This is a genomic window from Emticicia aquatica, from assembly GCF_923079645.1.
Taxonomy (GTDB): domain Bacteria; phylum Bacteroidota; class Bacteroidia; order Cytophagales; family Spirosomataceae; genus Emticicia; species Emticicia aquatica.
The window spans coordinates 1,786,588-1,801,967 of sequence record NZ_CAKLPY010000001.1 but is presented as its reverse complement, the minus strand read 5'-3'; the positions used below and the strand labels follow the sequence as shown (position 1 = coordinate 1,801,967).

The window sequence follows — 15,380 nt, the reverse complement described above, 5'->3', positions numbered from 1 at the left end:
GCCCAATCATTGATAATTTGTTGATAATCAGATTTTTATCTATCTTGTAAAAATCGACAATAGTCAAGTTTTAATATCCCCAATTTACCTATGAAAGTACTTATATTTTTTATTTTACAGATTGCATCTCCACTCGAACGCCTTCAAAAATTAGTTGATAGTATTCAGAATGATACCGAAATTAAAAATGGTGTTGTGGCAGCTTCAATTCGTTCGACCCAAACTGGCGACTATAAATTGCAATTTAATGCCCATAAATCAGTCAATTCTGCTTCTACGCTCAAGCTTGTTTCTACGGCTTCGGCATTATCGGTTTTAAGTCCAAACTATCGTTTTCAAACATTTCTTGAATATGATGGGAACATCGTTGATAGCGTTTTACAAGGAAATATTTATATCAGAGGAACAGGTGATCCATCGTTGGGTTCCTCACGTGTTGGAATGAATTTGAAAGACCTAACTAATCTTTTTGTTCAGAAAATTAGAGGTAATGGCATCAAGAAAATCAATGGATTTATTTTAGGTGATGGAACTGTTTTTCCTGAAAATTCGCTTGCTGATTCTTGGGTTTGGGGTGACATTGGAAACTATTATGGGGCTGGTGTGAATGGTTTAAATATCAACGAAAATCTGTATCAAGTCTATTTCAAACAAAGCAATACTGTTGGTGATTTTGCTCCAATAATTAAATTTGTTCCAGAAATTCCAAATGCTATAACTATTAATAAAGTTACAGTAGCGGAGCGAGGAACGGGTGATAATGTCAATATTTATGGAACGCCTTTTAGCAATACGATTCTTTCACAAGGTACAATTCCAGCAGGAAATAGTGATTTTGCGGTGAAAGGGTCAATTCCTGACCCAGCCTATTTTTTTGCATATCAAATTGAAAAATGTTTTCTTGAAAATGGTGGAATTGTTGCCAATCAAACTATTCCATTTCAAAACTATAAAAAACAAGCTGGATATTATCCCAAAAACCGGCTTCAATTATTTGTTTACGATTCACCGCCAATTTCGATTTTAGCAAAAGAATGTAATTTTAATAGCATTAATCTGTATGCCGATGCTTTCTTGAAATCTGTTGGTTATACAATCTCAAAAGATGGTAGTTTCGAATCGGCCATTAATACTCAAAAACAGTTTTGGTCACAAAAAGGCGTTGATTTACAAGGTTTTATGATTCGAGATGGGAGCGGGCTTTCTCCTTCTGGAGTTTTGACTGCTAATAATTTAACGGATATTCTTTATTCTATGAAAAAAGATTCTGCTTTTAATGATTTCTATGCGTCAATTCCAATTGTAGGAATCAACGGAACTGTTCAAAATTTAGGAAAAGGTTCAAAAGCAACTGGTAATGTTAGGGCAAAAAGTGGTTCAATTAGTAATACAAGAGCTTTTGCAGGATATTTTACAGCTTCAAATGGCGAATTAATGTCGTTTACTTATATCATTAATCGTTATGCAGATGGTGCTGATAGAAAAGTGAGAAAATATCTAGAAGAAATGATAAAATTAATGGTAGAAATTTAATAGCAATAAAACCCTTAATCTATAAAATGCCTTACATTCAACTCAACAACGTTAATTATTATTACGAAGAATATGGTTCGGGCGATGAAACCATTGTTTTTTCACACGGTTTGCTATGGAGTGGACACATGTTTTATAAACAAGTTGACTATTTCAAAAACCGTTATCGCATAATCATTTATGACCACCGTGGACAAGGAAAAACAGAAGTTACGACCGATGGTTATGACATGGATACGCTCTACGAAGATGCTGCCCAATTGATTGAAAAATTAGTTGGCAAACCTGTAATTTTTGCTGGACTTTCAATGGGTGGCTTTGTTGGAATGAGGTTAGCTGCTCGCCGACCAGATTTAATAAGAAAACTTATTTTACTCGAAACAACCGCCGACCCCGAACCAATCGAAAATCATGGGAAATATAAAACTTTAAATGCCATCGTTAAGTATATTGGATATTTTCCAGTTGTCAATAGTGTGATGAAAATTATGTTCGGCCAAAAGTTTTTAAACGATACCAAACGTAGTGAAGAGAAAAAATATTGGAAAAATCAATTAAAACTTGGGAATCGAAAGGGAATCACTAGAGCAGTTGATGGAGTAATTTATCGAAAAGGAATTGCAGATGAAATTCATAAAATCATTTGCCCAACGCTAATTATGGTTGGAGACCAAGACGTGGCAACTGTTCCAGAGAAAGCAAAGAAGATTCATTCATTAATTGCCAATTCAAAACTAATTATTTTTGAAGGTGGTGGACATACTTCTTCCATCGAAGAACCCGAAATTTATAATACTGAAATTGAAAAATTTCTTACTGCAAAAGATTAATTGTTTGCATGATTCATTTTTGCATTCATAATTTGACCGATTTCGAGGGCTTTATTTTTCACAAAGTCAGCGTTTTTTCCTGCAAAAAGCGAATCCGTCGTTAGAAACCATAAGGCTAACCATTGTTCAAATCGTTCGGTGGTTAGTCGATGTTTTTCGTTTGTTTGTAAATGAACCCACATCATTCCGCCATTATAACTGCCTGTTTGAAATAACCAATTCTCCCAAAAATTTACAACTCTAGTCAAATGTGTGTGCCAATGTTCTTGAGGCATATCAAAAACAGGAGCTAAATTTGGCTCATTATGAACTCTTTCATAAAAATTATTTACCAGTAATTCTATATCTTCACGGTTTTGAATATCGTCCATTTTTTAATTAAATATTAAATTGTTGATTCAGCTAGATAACTTACTTATTGATTCACAAAAGTACATTTTTCTTACAATTTAAAACAGATGATATTTGTCATATAAAAAATATATGTAAAATTAATTTGATTTATTGTAAAATATGCTTTACATTTGGTTCGTTATAATTTACATAAACTAAAGCTTTTTTATCATGGAACCAAGATTCTTATTTCCTCATCGTTTTAAATTGATTGGTTGGATACTCGCTATTCCATCTATAATTTTAGGATTATTTGTATTATTTGACGACTTACATTTTGATTTTTTGACCTTTAAAATTCCCTTTAAATATTTATTTGCTGATGAGTTTTTGTCATCAAATGACAAAGGTAATACGTTTTCTGTTTTTAATTTTACTGACGAAATTGCAACAATCGGCACAATCGTCGGACTCTTATTCATTGCTTTTTCAAAACTAAAATTAGAAGATGAATACGTTTCAAAAATTCGTTTAGAATCCCTTCAATGGGCTATTTATTTTAATTTTGTAGCCTTAATTTTAGCTACAATTTTTATTCATGGGATGACCTATTTCAATGTTGTTATCTATAATATTTTCACACCACTTATATTTTTTATTGTTAGATTTTACTATATTCTATTGGTAAAGCCTCGTTTTGATGAAAAATAAATCATAAAAATTAGAATCATAATGAAAAATCGCATCAGAATAGAACGAGCAATATTAGATATTACACAAGCCGATTTGGCAGAACGTATCAATGTAAGTCGCCAGACAATCAATGCCATTGAGAGCAACAAATATGTGCCATCAACGGTTTTAGCACTAAAAATTGCCAAGCTATTTGGTAAACCTGTAGAAGAAATATTTGAGCTAGATGAAAACGATTAAAGCTTTCTCTACGTTAGTATTAATAGGATTCTAATAATTTTTATTTTGAATTGTAGCTTATTTACCTAAATTTGAATCTAAGAACTAAAAATTAATGAAAAAAGCCCTTATTTACAGCTTTTTGGTAGTATTCGTTGCTTGCACATCAAATAAGAAAATTCAAAAAGCTCAGAAAGAAATAAATAAAACTACGGTTGTTCAGCAAACTGTTGTTCAAAAACCGCTTGTGGTTGCCATCAAAAGTCGGTATTTATTGAAAGACTCCTCAAATGTTAAAGTTTTTATGGAGTTGGATATTGAAAATTTGAAAAAAGACAAGTTTATTGAACAACTGAATGATAATTTTAGATTTAATTTTCTTGTTCAATCGGATTATGGCGTTCGTGACAGAATTGCTTCTGGGAAAATAGACATCACCAATCAAAATACTTGGTTAAAAGATGGGAAACTTTTGTTAAGTTTTGAAATACCGAGGCCAAAAAATATTCCAAAAGCATTACTTTTGACCGAAGTTTTCCAATTGGAAGATAGTAAAAAATCTAATAATGATTTGGTGATTGATTTCAACGGAACTCGATTAAATGATAGATTTGGTGTTTTTGTAGGTAATTTTTCAATTCCAGTTTTTAGAAATTATATTAATAAAAAAGACTCATTTCAGCTTAAAAGTGTAGAAAATCATCCACGTGAATTGTTTTTACTTCGATACAAAAATGATTTTACACCTGCACAATCGCCGATGGCAACTTCTGTTAGAAATGGAATTGACCGTGGTTTAGAACCGGAAGAAATAATTAAAGTTAATTCAAATACAAATATAAACTTGAAAACAGAAGGATTATATTTGGCTGTTGAAGACACTACAAACACTAAAAATGGTTTCGGAATTTTGGTTGTTGATGACCGATTCCCTCGGTTGACTCGACCTGAAAATTTAGTTAAACCTTTGGTTTATATGAGTACGAGCCAAGAAATGCGAGCTGTCAATGAAAACGAAAATGCTAAGCAAGCCTTAGATAAATTCTTTTTGGGTGTTACAGGCGGAAATCAGATGATTTCTAAGAAAATCATCAAAAATTATTACCATAGAATTGAAGAAGCGAATCGCCTTTTTACTACTTATAAAGAAGGTTGGAAAACAGATAAAGGAATGGTTTATACGGTTTTGGGGCCACCCAATAAAGTACAACGAAGCCGTGACCGTGAAGTTTGGATGTATTCGCAGAATCTTAATTTTTCAGAAATTATATTTACATTTAATAGAAAACCAAACCAATTTACGGAAAACTATTATGAACTGGTTCGTTATCCCGAATATCAGGCATATTGGTATCCGTTTGTAGAAGCATGGAGAACAGGAAACGTAGTGGATTAGGTCGCAGTTCGGAAGGTGGATTTAGAAAGCCTGAAGGCGGAAGTCAAGGCGGAGCTAAAAAAAGATATTTTGCCAAACCAACACCTCCTGGTTTTGAGAAAGCCTCAAAACCAGATATTGTTTTTGGTGTACAGTCAGTTTTAGAAACGCTCAAAGGAACAAAAGAAATTGAAAAAATATTACTTCAAAGAGATTTTGGCCATAATGAAGTTGAAAAATTAGCTTTTGAACGAGGGATTCCAGTTCAAAGAGTTCCGCTGGAAAAATTGAATCGTGTTACGATGAAAGTACATCAAGGTGTGATTGCATTTGTATCAGCAGTGAATTATGCTAAAATCTCAAATGTTGTCGCTGATGTTTTTGAAAAAGGAGAAGTTCCGTTACTTTTAGTTTTGGACAGAATTACCGATGTAAGAAATTTTGGTGCGATTGCCCGAACTGCCGAATGTGCTGGCGTCAATGCAATTGTAGTAGCTGCACGTGGTGCGGCTCAAATCAATGCTGATGCGATGAAAACTTCATCAGGAGCTTTAAATCACCTACCTGTTTGTCGTGAAAACAGCCTTTGGCAAGTAATTAGTGAACTTCAACAATCGGGTATTCAAATTGTTGCTTGTACTGAAAAAGCAACTGAAGAATTATACAACATTGATTTTAGCATTCCAACGGCTATTTTGATGGGTTCTGAAGAAGATGGTATTTCTGAAAACTTATTAGAACAAGCTGATTATTCAACAAAAATTCCAATGGTTGGAAAAATCGGCTCACTTAACGTTTCAGTAGCAACTGGTGTAATTTTATACGAAGCTGTTAGGCAAAGAAATAAATAACAAGTGCACTTTATGTGTACAAAAAAAGGATATTGAAATTTTCAATATCCTTTTTTTGTACTAATTGTTAAAGCATTATTTTCTTGAAAATTCAGCATCAATAATCCATAAAATACTTTCAGGGTCAGTATCGCCTTCAACAGTAATATCAGCTTTTTGATAAGTAGATAAACGTTCATTGTATTTGGTGGAAACTGTATCAAGCAAAGTTTTACTTTCCAAATCAAATAATGGACGTTCATTCTTCTTTGAAACTCGCATTCTTTCAACCAGCATTTCGGGTTTTACATCTAAGAAAATGCTAATTCCATTCTCTTTTATATACTCCAAACCATCATGAAAACACGGAGCTCCACCACCTGTAGCAATGACTAATTTACTATCTTTTTGTATTTTTTTTAAATGTTGGTTCTCAATTTTTCTGAAGTATTCTTCGCCATTTAAACTAAAAATTTCAGCAACTTTTTTACCTTCAGCGATTTCAATACGTAGGTCTAAATCTACAAATTCGTATCCGAGACTTTTGGCAATTTGCCTTCCAAGTGTACTTTTGCCTGATGAAGGCATTCCAATTAAAAAAATATTTGTGGTCATTCTTAAATTTGTGCTTCTAATTTTAAATGATTTGTGCAGGTCAATTTAACACAAATCAATGTCCATAAATTATAATTCTATTTTTTTAGGAATACTATGATTTCCCCACTTTCCTTTAACTATGCCATTTTGTAACAAAATCAAACACGGATTTGTTCGTGCCATTGTTTTTAAAACTGTTGCGTCAGCCGAAAAATAAGGAGTTTTGATAGCATTAGCTTCACTAAATTTCTGATAATCATTTTGAATAACAGAGGTCAAAATCATCGGCGTGATTCCAGATTTTTCAGCATCGCTTATTAATGACTTTATTTGGCTAATTTGCTCATTATCAATGTTTTCAATGCTTTTTATTATCACTAAAAGTTTATTTCCAGTAAATGTAGAATCTGTATAATTATTTCCTTGTGGGTCGCTAATTGAATAATCTGTGATTTTTGGCTTCAATTTATCTTCATTCAAAGTCACCATCGAAACATATTTATATGTAAGCGTATCCATCAAAAATTCTTTTGCAATAATTTCCTCGTTGGTTTTTTTATTTAAAAAAGTAAACTCCATTTCTGGTTTTATACCAGTTGGTTTCATTTGTTCTGGAATACTTTTGCCGATAGCATAAGGTAAAAAATCGATAGGTGGAAGATAACGTATCGCATAAATACCAATGCCAAATGAAATGACAGAAACGATTGCCATGACTATATTTTGAGATGATTCAGCATATTTATTTCTGAAAATAAAAATTACCAAAATCAAAATTGTCAAGAAAATATCTTTCTCGAATGAAGTCCACGGCTTGAGTTTTAAGAAATCTCCGAAACAACCGCAGTCTGTTACTTTATTGAAATAAGCTGAATAGAATGTTAGAAAAGTAAAGAAAACGATGATTGCTAAAAGCAGCCAAGAAGTGATTTTCATGCGGTAGGATAGGAGAGTAGCAACCCCCAAAATGACTTCTAAAGCACAAAAAATAAGAGATAAAGTTAAAGAATTGTGAGCAAAAAACATGAAAAAACCTTGTAAAGCAGGTAAATCCTGTGAAAAAACCTCAAAATATTCTTCGAGTTTTATGCCAGTACCAACTGGGTCAACGACTTTAACAAAGCCAGAAAATATAAAAATCACACCAACAATGATGCGTGCAATCTGTGAAATTAGTTTCATTTAGCCAAATTTGAATGAGTGAATTGAATATTATGATGGTACAAAGTTAGTTGCTGAATTTTGAGCAAAAAGTTAATGTTTTGTTAAACATTATTTGTTATCCGAATCGTTATTGTTGTCCTTGAGCCTGACCGAGTTTTATCATACAAAAAACTGCGTAATTAATAATATCTTGATAACCAGATTTAATACCTTCTGAAACCAAAGTTTTGCCTTGATTATCTTCAATTTGCTTAATTCTAAACAATTTCATTAATATAATATCGGTCATCGAACTCACTCGCATATCTCGCCAAGCCTCGCCATAATCATGATTTTTGTTGAAAAGTAACTCCATTACTTCAACAACTTGCTTATTGTACATTGCTTGTACTTGTTCAAAAGGTAATTCCATTTCAGCATTTTCAATCAATTCGGCTTGAATCAATGCCATCACACAATAGTTGATAATACCAATAAACTCAGGAATTACGCCTTCGTCAACTCGACTAAAACCGTTGTCTTGCAGCGTTCTGATGCGTTGTGCTTTGATGAAAATTTGGTCGGTTATACTTGGTAAACGCAAAATTCTCCAAGAAGTACCATAATCTTTATTTTTTTTCTCAAAAAGCTCTTGGCAAATTTTAATTATATGTCGATACTCAATTTCTGTTTGGTTCATGCCCTAATTGTCCTCAATGAGGAATAACTTGAAAAAGATGTTGTTTACTTGTATCTTGCAAAACTATAAAACTTCGAGTCTATAAACAAATGAGATTTTTGAGTATTCAAGCAAATATGCCTTCTCAAGTGGCAAAAAGTGGCAAAAAACTACTTGATTTAGCTTTTCCAAAGGTGATGGGAATACTAAATATTACGCCAGATTCATTTTTTGAAGGAAGCAGATTCAAAGCTAGCAACACTCAAATAATTGATAAAACTGGCGAAATGCTTCAAGCTGGTGCAACATTCATTGATATTGGTGGCTACTCGACTCGACCAAATGCGATTGATATAAGTATTGCAGAAGAAATAGATAGAGTTGTTCCAGCCGTCGAAGCAATTATAAAGGTTTTTCCAGAAGTGATTATTTCGATTGACACATTTCGAAGTCAAGTTGCACGAGAAACCGTAAAAGTTGGTGCAGCAATAATCAATGATATTGCTGGTGGAAATTTGGATAATGAGATGTTTAATACCGTTGCAGAATTACAGGTACCTTACATTTTAATGCACAGCCGAGGTAATCCTACAACGATGAATAAACTCAATGATTATCAAGACATTACGCTTGATGTTATTACAGAATTACAACAAAAAGTGTCTCAGTTGAGAGCTTTGTCTGTAAAAGATATTATCATTGACCCAGGATTTGGTTTTGCCAAAAATGCTAAACAAGGTTTTGAAATGATGCGAAATTTAGAAGCCTTTAAAGTGATGGATTTGCCACTTTTGGTCGGAATTTCAAGAAAATCAATGATTTGGCGAACGCTCAATATTTCCGCAAATGAAGCCTTAAATGGCACAACTGCACTCAATATGTTTGCACTCATGCAAGGAGCAAAAATCTTGCGTGTGCATGATGTAAAAGAAGCCGTTGAAACTGTACGGCTTTTTGAGGAGTTAGAGAAATAATGTTTTGTGAATATTTACATTTTATTTTTCATTTAGTTATACAACCATTCTTTTATAGTCTCTGTCATTGCTTCAAATTCAATCAGAAAGCCATCGTGACCATACATTGAGTCGATGAGGGCGTATTTGGCATGAGGAATATGTTTGGCAATAAATTCTTGTTCTTCAGGCGGAAAAAGTACATCTGATGAAATACCAATAACCAAAGTTTTTGATTTAATGAGTTTTAGAGCATCTTCCACTTTCCCTCGTCCACGACCAACATCGTGCGAATCAAACATTTTTGAAAGCGTCCAATAAGAAAAAGCGTTGAATCGTTTGCCAAGTTTCTCGCCTTGATAATTTTGGTATGTATTGGCCCTGAAAAAATCAACTTGACCTTCATCTCTTGACTGCGTGCGTCCATAAGTAGCATAATTTCGATAAGATAAAAGAGCAATCGAACGAGCTACTTTCATGCCGTTCATGCCAGCTTTGGGGTGACGTTCAATCCATGTTGGGTCTGCTTCAATAGCCATTCGTTGTGACTCGTTAAAGGCAATTCCCCATGGCGAATGAATTGCATTTGTTGAGAAAAGTACTAAGTTTTCAATTAATTCTGGCTGTAAAATAGCCCATTCAATGGCTTGTTGACCTCCTAATGAACCACCAAGTAAAGTATTAATTTTAGCAATTCCCAAGTTTTGACGCAATAAATCAATGGCACGCACAACATCACGAATCGACAGAAAAGGAAAATCGTGAAAGTATGGTTCACCTGAAATTGGGTTTTTACTCAAAGCATTTGTAGAACCATAATGAGAACCCAAAATATTTGCACAAACAATAAAATGTTCGTTAGGATTGTACAATCTTTTTTCGCCAATCAAGCCATTCCACCAGTCTGATGGGTTTGCGTTGCCTGTAAAAGCATGACAAACCCACACAACATTGTTCATTTTTTCGTTGAGTTTGCCGTAAGTCGTATAAGCTAAATCAAATTCAGGAAGCCATTGTCCTGATTCAAGTTTAAAAGGTTCGTCGTGATGAAATATTTTGTTTTCCATTTCTTATATTTAGCTGAGGTTTTATTGTAAAACCCCTTTCTTTTTTCTTAATCTTTCAAAAATAGTGACTACTCTATTTATGCGAGTGTCAATATGTTTTCCGCTACTAACCCATATTTTGTAGTATTTTTGATTAGATGGAGAAAGTTTACCAAATAAATCGGCCATTTCTTCATCAAAATCGAGAGCTTCTTGTAACTCAATGGGCATTTCAATAATTTGTACTTCAAAATCTTCTTCAATCGAAAGCGTGATTTCATCATTGGGTTTTATCCCTATTTGCTTTTGTAATTTCAGCGAAATACTCATAGCGTGAAGCTGATTACCTTTCGGAAACAAGCTGCTTTTGAAGGGTTTATTATTAATAAATCCTTTAATTCGGATAAAACCACGTTTGCCAAAAATATCAAAAGCATTTTCAGGAAAATCAATATAATGCCAAGAACCCATTGGATTTGGCGGCATTTTCTTAATTATTGCTTTGAAATGAATGATTTTGCTTGGCATAATAATAAAAACATGACATAAAATACACAGTACTTTAAGCATTTTGAAACCTGATACTATTAAAACCAATGATTGTTTATGATTGGTTTATAAGTCCGAATGGCATTGACCATTTCGGTAGGTGTTGGCACCTTATCGCTAGCAGCGGGACAGGTTGCCCGAGGTTCATAGAGCCTATTCTCTCCCCTCGTCTGTATAAATCAACCAATCAGCTACTGAAGTAGGATAATTGAATTGATAATGCAAAGATGAAGCACGATTTGTTAGAAAACAAGATTTTGTGGAAGAATTTGTAGAAGCTTTTAGCGGAAGTGGTTCAAAATTTTGATGCTTATATCTGCCCAAAATATTCATTAATATCTTTAAAACCTTTATTCCAATCTCGTTTTTCGGCAAGAATTCCTGCATTAATTAATTCTTCAACCAAATCATCAGCTCCTTTCATGCCTGCTGAATCGTTATCGAAACTGACCCAAACTTTGTATTTTTTGAAGTATTTTATCCATTCTTTCTTGAATATCTTTGCACTTCCTAAACTGACAGCCATCATGCCATTTTTTACCAAAGTCATGCAGTCAAATGCTCCTTCTGTCAAATAAATATCTGTACTTTGGCGAAGTTTTTTGATGGAATCAATATTGAAAATTGAACGAGGAACACCCGAAAGAAATTGATATTTGCTCGCTCCTTCAGGTGGATTTCCTATACTTCTACCTTGCAAATAGTTAATTCGACCATCTTGATAATAAGGAATAATAATTGGATGCACGAAGAAAACTAAATTGCCTTTTTCGTTCATAATACCGCAACCTTTAAGGTCTTCGATTGAGTAATTTGTTTTTAAAAAATCATTAGTCAAACCATAATTTTTTATTACAAAAAGCTTAAAATATCTAATCGTCCAATCGTCAATTCCTCGACCTCGGAGATATTCGGCTGCTTTTCTTGCTGATTCGGTTGGAGGTTGGGTCAAACAAAATTGTCGAAAATTTTCGTAGATTTCATGGTAAATTGGCTTAAAATCGTAGGTTTTCTCTTCAAGAGGTTTACGAGAATAAATACTTTTGGTATCAATTTTGCGATTTTTTTTATTCCTTACGCCATCATAAGATGGAATGTAGCGAGTTCCTAATTCTTCAAGAGCCGTTTTAAAATCTATTTGACAAGTATCAGCGTAAAGATTAATGACATCACCGTGTTTTCCGCAGCCAAAACAATGAAATTCATTTTGTGGAGGAGGATAAAAGACCATCGAAGGAGAATCTTCAACGTGAAAAGGACAAACCATTCGGCGACTTTGAACGATGTCAAAACCCAAATCACGGGCAACTTGTCGAATATCAATTTCCTTTACTCGTTGAAGCAGATTATCCATTGAAATATTATTTACGGAAAATTACCGTCGGTGCCGCTTGGGCTTTTGCATAAAGCACAATATCAGCAATTGTAACTCTTGCGGGAGTATTTATTGCATATAAAATGGCATCGGCAACGTCTTCGGGTTGAATTGGCTCAAAACCTTCATAAACCTTTTTTGCTCGTTCGGCATCGCCTTTAAAACGAACCATTGAGAAGTCGGTTTCAACTGCACCAGGAGCTATATTAGTGATTTTAATTCCGTGTTGTGTTAGGTCATACCTCATGCCTTCACTGATTGCTTCTACGGCCGACTTTGAAGCACAATATACAGCACCATTGGCATAAGTTTGTTTGCCAGCAACCGAACTTAAATTGATGATATGACCAGTTTTTCGTTCTACCATTATTGGCATTACAGCTTTTGATACGTATAATAATCCTTTCACGTTTCCATCAATCATGGCATCCCAATCGTCTAGTTCACCATCTTGAATTGGCGATAAACCATGAGCATTACCTGCATTATTGACCAAAATATCAATATTTTTCCATTCTTCAGTCAAAGTGCCAATTGCTACCAAAACATTGGCTTTATTTCTAACATCAAAAGTCAATGTTGTTACTTTTACTTTTGATGAAAAATAAGCTTCTAATTCGTTCAGAATTTCTTGACGACGACCACACAAAATTAAATCAATTCCGTTATTTGCAAAAGCTTCCGCTGTTGCTTTTCCAATGCCTGATGTTGCTCCTGTAATAAGGGCGATTCTGCTCATTTCTTTGCTGTAAAATGTGATTGTATTAATGAAAAATTCTTACGATTATTTTCTATAAAATTTGCATTCGAACTTTTCAATTTATTATCCGATAACTTTTGGACCTTGTTGATTAATTCCTGAAACGTAAGCATCACCGTGAATGCCGACTTTTTCAAAGCTATTTTTCATAGCGATGGCAACTTTTTCAGCGGTTTCTTTTCCTTTACTAAACGCAAAAATAGATGGGCCAGCTCCCGAAATACTGCAACCCAAAGCCCCAGCTTCTAAAGCTGCATTTTTTACTTCCCAAAATTCGGGAATCAAAATTGCACGTACAGGCTCGATAATAAAATCAACCATTGAACTGGCAATAAGGTTATAATCGGCTTGCATTAAGCCAGCAATCATGCCTGCGACATTGCCCATTTGAGCAATTGTATTTTTCATAGAAACCTCATTGCGTAAAATATGGCGAGCATCTTTGGTATTTACTTCTATATCGGGGTGAACGATTGTTACGTATAGTTCGTCAGGAGTAGTAACTTTGAATACATCTAAGGGTTGATAACTTCTTACAACCACAAAACCACCTAAAAGAGCAGGAGCCACATTATCTGCATGAGCCGAGCCACATGCTATGCGTTCGCCTTCCATCGAAAATGGTAGTAATTCTTTGGCAATTAATGGTTTACCCAATAATTCATTGGCTGCAAAAACACCAGCAACTGAACTAGCCGAACTGCTTCCTAGACCACTTCCAAGTGGCATTTTTTTATGTAATTCTATTTCAAAACCTTGAGTTACACCGAGTTTTTGAAGGTATTTTATAATCGGAACTGTTACTGCATTTTTTGAAACGTCGTAGGTTAATTTACCTTCTTCGCCAGTAATATTTGTAATTATTATTTGATTGTCATTGCGTTTACGAACAATTACTTCATCGCCTGGAGCATCAACTGCAAAACCGAAAATATCAAATCCACAGGCAACATTGGCTACAGTAGCGGGGGCAAAAACTTTGATTGATTCCATTAACAATAATAGGGGTATGTTTTCTTTGGTAATATAAACCCAAATTTAGGCTTTTTAGAACACTTATTAAAAGCAATCATTGAAATAATATTTTTTATAAATCGTTTGTTCAATTTTGTGTAATTTAATGATAGAAAACTAAAAAAATAATTGTTTTTTAGTTACTTTTTATTACTTTTCGCATCGAAAGCTATAAACTTTCATTTTCCCAAACCTCAAACAAGTCAAACAATGAACAGATTATTATTATTCCTTCTGATTCTACTTTGGTCATTGGCATACAGTTGGTTCTGGAATTGTAAACGCAAGCCTTTTTGCACTGAAGAGTTGGCAGTAGTAACACTCGCCGATTCAACTAACTCAACGGTAGTCTCAACTCCTGAAGCGACATTGGCCGATACCATAAAAAAAATTACGCCCGAAGAACAAATTGTCTTTAAACCACTTGATGTTTATTTTGCAGTGAACCAATCGGGTATTGATAAAACAGCCGAAGTCGATTCTTTTTTAACGATTGCAAAGAAATATTTTGAAAAATACCCTGATAAACAACTCTTGATTACAGGCCATACCGATAGTGATGGTTCGGAAGAATTAAACCAACGACTTTCTGAAAATCGTGCGAAACAAACGCAATCTTTTTTAGTGAAAGAAGGCTTCAAGGCTTCCCAAATTGTAACGGAAGGAAAAGGAGAAAATGAACCCCTTGCTCCAAACGATACGCCAGAAGGCAAATCAAAGAATCGTCGAAGTACAATTCGTTTGAAATAGTTGCAAAAATTTAACTTTAAGAAGTCTAAAAACATTAAAAAATAAAGTATCATGGAAAATTTAAAATGCTTATTTACGAACTTCCCTTGGGATATATTTCTTTTTTGGTTTCTTCCATTGTTGCTACTTTCTTTATTGCTTTGGTGGGGGTTAAATCGTCAGATTGAAAATTTAAAAGAGCATAATTTTGAACTACAAGATAGAATCAACTTTTTGGAAGGCGAGCTAGAATCTTGCCGAAAAACTAAAGTTTCGGTTGCAACAAATGTCGAAAACTCACCAAATGTAGCAACAGGTGTAGTTGCTGGTGGAATCGCGGCTAGCGGATTGGGAGTTGCGGCGGCTCCTACTAAAAAAGATGATTTGAAAATTGTTGAAGGAATTGGTCCTAAAATCGAAGAATTATTTAATAAAGCAGGTATTTATACTTTTGCAGAATTATCGAACACAACTGCCGCTCGAATGAAAGAGATTCTTGATGCGGCAGGGCCACGTTTCCAGATTCATAATCCAGCAACTTGGGCTGACCAAGCGGCGTTGGCTCGTGATGGAAAATGGGATGAATTAAAAAAATGGCAAGATGAATTATACAAAGGGAAAGCCTAATGTAAATTTTCAAAAAAAATCATTAAATCGTACTGAATTAGAGTTTCATCGTTTAAAAGTCTCTGGATTTATTTCAGAGACTTTTTTATTGTCCG

The 15,380-nt window shown here is 34.1% G+C and carries 18 protein-coding genes and 1 riboswitch; of the genes, 9 read left to right on the top strand and 9 right to left on the bottom strand.

What is annotated here, in order from left to right:
* Positions 1–90: 90 nt before the first annotated feature.
* Together dacB and MJQ71_RS07785 are read left to right on the top strand one after the other, a co-directional pair.
* The gene (dacB, locus tag MJQ71_RS07790) at positions 91–1,533 is read left to right on the top strand and encodes a D-alanyl-D-alanine carboxypeptidase/D-alanyl-D-alanine endopeptidase (protein ID WP_238806007.1); all 1,443 of its coding nucleotides are present in this window, start codon (positions 91–93) and stop codon (positions 1,531–1,533) included.
* 26 nt (positions 1,534–1,559) lie between these two features.
* Positions 1,560–2,363, top strand: coding sequence for an alpha/beta fold hydrolase (locus tag MJQ71_RS07785; RefSeq protein ID WP_238806006.1), 804 nt, complete (start codon positions 1,560–1,562; stop codon positions 2,361–2,363).
* Here the strand turns inward: MJQ71_RS07785 and MJQ71_RS07780 are convergent.
* Positions 2,360–2,734 carry a group III truncated hemoglobin gene (locus MJQ71_RS07780; RefSeq protein ID WP_238806005.1) on the bottom strand — a complete coding sequence of 125 codons (375 nt, stop codon included), beginning with the start codon at positions 2,732–2,734 and terminating at the stop codon, positions 2,360–2,362. The genes MJQ71_RS07785 and MJQ71_RS07780 overlap by 4 nt on opposite strands.
* 193 nt (positions 2,735–2,927) lie before the next feature.
* Between MJQ71_RS07780 and MJQ71_RS07775 the strand changes: the two genes are divergently transcribed.
* The 4 genes from MJQ71_RS07775 to rlmB all read left to right on the top strand — a co-directional run bounded on the left by MJQ71_RS07775 (position 2,928) and on the right by rlmB (position 5,834).
* A complete protein-coding gene (locus MJQ71_RS07775; protein WP_238806004.1) occupies positions 2,928–3,407 on the top strand; it encodes a hypothetical protein in 480 nt (159 codons plus the stop codon).
* Positions 3,408–3,428: 21 nt separating this feature from the next.
* The gene (locus MJQ71_RS07770) at positions 3,429–3,629 is read left to right on the top strand and encodes a helix-turn-helix transcriptional regulator (RefSeq protein ID WP_253074098.1); all 201 of its coding nucleotides are present in this window, start codon (positions 3,429–3,431) and stop codon (positions 3,627–3,629) included.
* 94 nt (positions 3,630–3,723) lie between these two features.
* Complete coding sequence (locus MJQ71_RS07765) at positions 3,724–5,004, top strand: GWxTD domain-containing protein (protein WP_238806003.1); 1,281 nt, start codon at positions 3,724–3,726, stop codon at positions 5,002–5,004.
* On the top strand, positions 4,977–5,834 hold the full coding sequence (gene rlmB / locus MJQ71_RS07760) for a 23S rRNA (guanosine(2251)-2'-O)-methyltransferase RlmB (RefSeq protein ID WP_238806002.1): 858 nt from the start codon (positions 4,977–4,979) through the stop codon (positions 5,832–5,834). Before MJQ71_RS07765 ends, rlmB begins: the two co-directional genes overlap by 28 nt.
* 75 nt (positions 5,835–5,909) lie before the next feature.
* On the opposite strand, the gene MJQ71_RS07755 is transcribed toward rlmB, so the two are convergent.
* From MJQ71_RS07755 to MJQ71_RS07745, 3 genes are all read right to left on the bottom strand, one after another.
* The gene (locus MJQ71_RS07755) at positions 5,910–6,428 is read right to left on the bottom strand and encodes a shikimate kinase (RefSeq protein WP_238806001.1); all 519 of its coding nucleotides are present in this window, start codon (positions 6,426–6,428) and stop codon (positions 5,910–5,912) included.
* 69 nt (positions 6,429–6,497) lie between these two features.
* The gene (locus MJQ71_RS07750; RefSeq protein ID WP_238806000.1) at positions 6,498–7,592 is read right to left on the bottom strand and encodes a BT_3928 family protein; all 1,095 of its coding nucleotides are present in this window, start codon (positions 7,590–7,592) and stop codon (positions 6,498–6,500) included.
* A gap of 109 nt (positions 7,593–7,701) precedes the next feature.
* On the bottom strand, positions 7,702–8,253 hold the full coding sequence (locus MJQ71_RS07745) for a DUF1599 domain-containing protein (RefSeq protein ID WP_238805999.1): 552 nt from the start codon (positions 8,251–8,253) through the stop codon (positions 7,702–7,704).
* An 89-nt stretch (positions 8,254–8,342) separates the two neighbouring features.
* Between MJQ71_RS07745 and folP the strand changes: the two genes are divergently transcribed.
* Positions 8,343–9,206 carry a dihydropteroate synthase gene (gene folP / locus MJQ71_RS07740; RefSeq protein ID WP_238805998.1) on the top strand — a complete coding sequence of 288 codons (864 nt, stop codon included), beginning with the start codon at positions 8,343–8,345 and terminating at the stop codon, positions 9,204–9,206.
* A 32-nt stretch (positions 9,207–9,238) separates the two neighbouring features.
* Here folP and MJQ71_RS07735 read toward each other — a convergent pair whose 3' ends face one another.
* From MJQ71_RS07735 to MJQ71_RS07715, 5 genes are all read right to left on the bottom strand, one after another.
* On the bottom strand, positions 9,239–10,252 hold the full coding sequence (locus MJQ71_RS07735; RefSeq protein ID WP_238805997.1) for a homoserine O-acetyltransferase family protein: 1,014 nt from the start codon (positions 10,250–10,252) through the stop codon (positions 9,239–9,241).
* Between the two features lie 21 nt (positions 10,253–10,273).
* A complete protein-coding gene (locus tag MJQ71_RS07730) occupies positions 10,274–10,801 on the bottom strand; it encodes a DUF1905 domain-containing protein (RefSeq protein ID WP_238805996.1) in 528 nt (175 codons plus the stop codon).
* A 42-nt stretch (positions 10,802–10,843) separates the two neighbouring features.
* A riboswitch (SAM riboswitch) is annotated at positions 10,844–10,961 on the bottom strand.
* A gap of 129 nt (positions 10,962–11,090) precedes the next feature.
* Positions 11,091–12,134: a CHC2 zinc finger domain-containing protein gene (locus MJQ71_RS07725; RefSeq protein ID WP_238805995.1), complete on the bottom strand. Its 1,044-nt coding sequence runs from the start codon at positions 12,132–12,134 to the stop codon at positions 11,091–11,093.
* Positions 12,135–12,141: 7 nt separating this feature from the next.
* Positions 12,142–12,894, bottom strand: coding sequence for an SDR family NAD(P)-dependent oxidoreductase (locus MJQ71_RS07720; protein ID WP_238805994.1), 753 nt, complete (start codon positions 12,892–12,894; stop codon positions 12,142–12,144).
* 84 nt (positions 12,895–12,978) lie between these two features.
* Positions 12,979–13,908, bottom strand: a complete 930-nt coding sequence (locus MJQ71_RS07715; RefSeq protein ID WP_238805993.1) for a homoserine kinase — start codon at positions 13,906–13,908, stop codon at positions 12,979–12,981.
* A 231-nt stretch (positions 13,909–14,139) separates the two neighbouring features.
* Here MJQ71_RS07715 and MJQ71_RS07710 point away from each other — a divergent pair, with 231 nt between their 5' ends.
* Together MJQ71_RS07710 and MJQ71_RS07705 are read left to right on the top strand one after the other, a co-directional pair.
* Positions 14,140–14,679, top strand: coding sequence for an OmpA family protein (locus MJQ71_RS07710; protein WP_238805992.1), 540 nt, complete (start codon positions 14,140–14,142; stop codon positions 14,677–14,679).
* Between the two features lie 51 nt (positions 14,680–14,730).
* Positions 14,731–15,285 carry a helix-hairpin-helix domain-containing protein gene (locus tag MJQ71_RS07705; protein WP_238805991.1) on the top strand — a complete coding sequence of 185 codons (555 nt, stop codon included), beginning with the start codon at positions 14,731–14,733 and terminating at the stop codon, positions 15,283–15,285.
* Positions 15,286–15,380 lie beyond the last annotated feature (95 nt).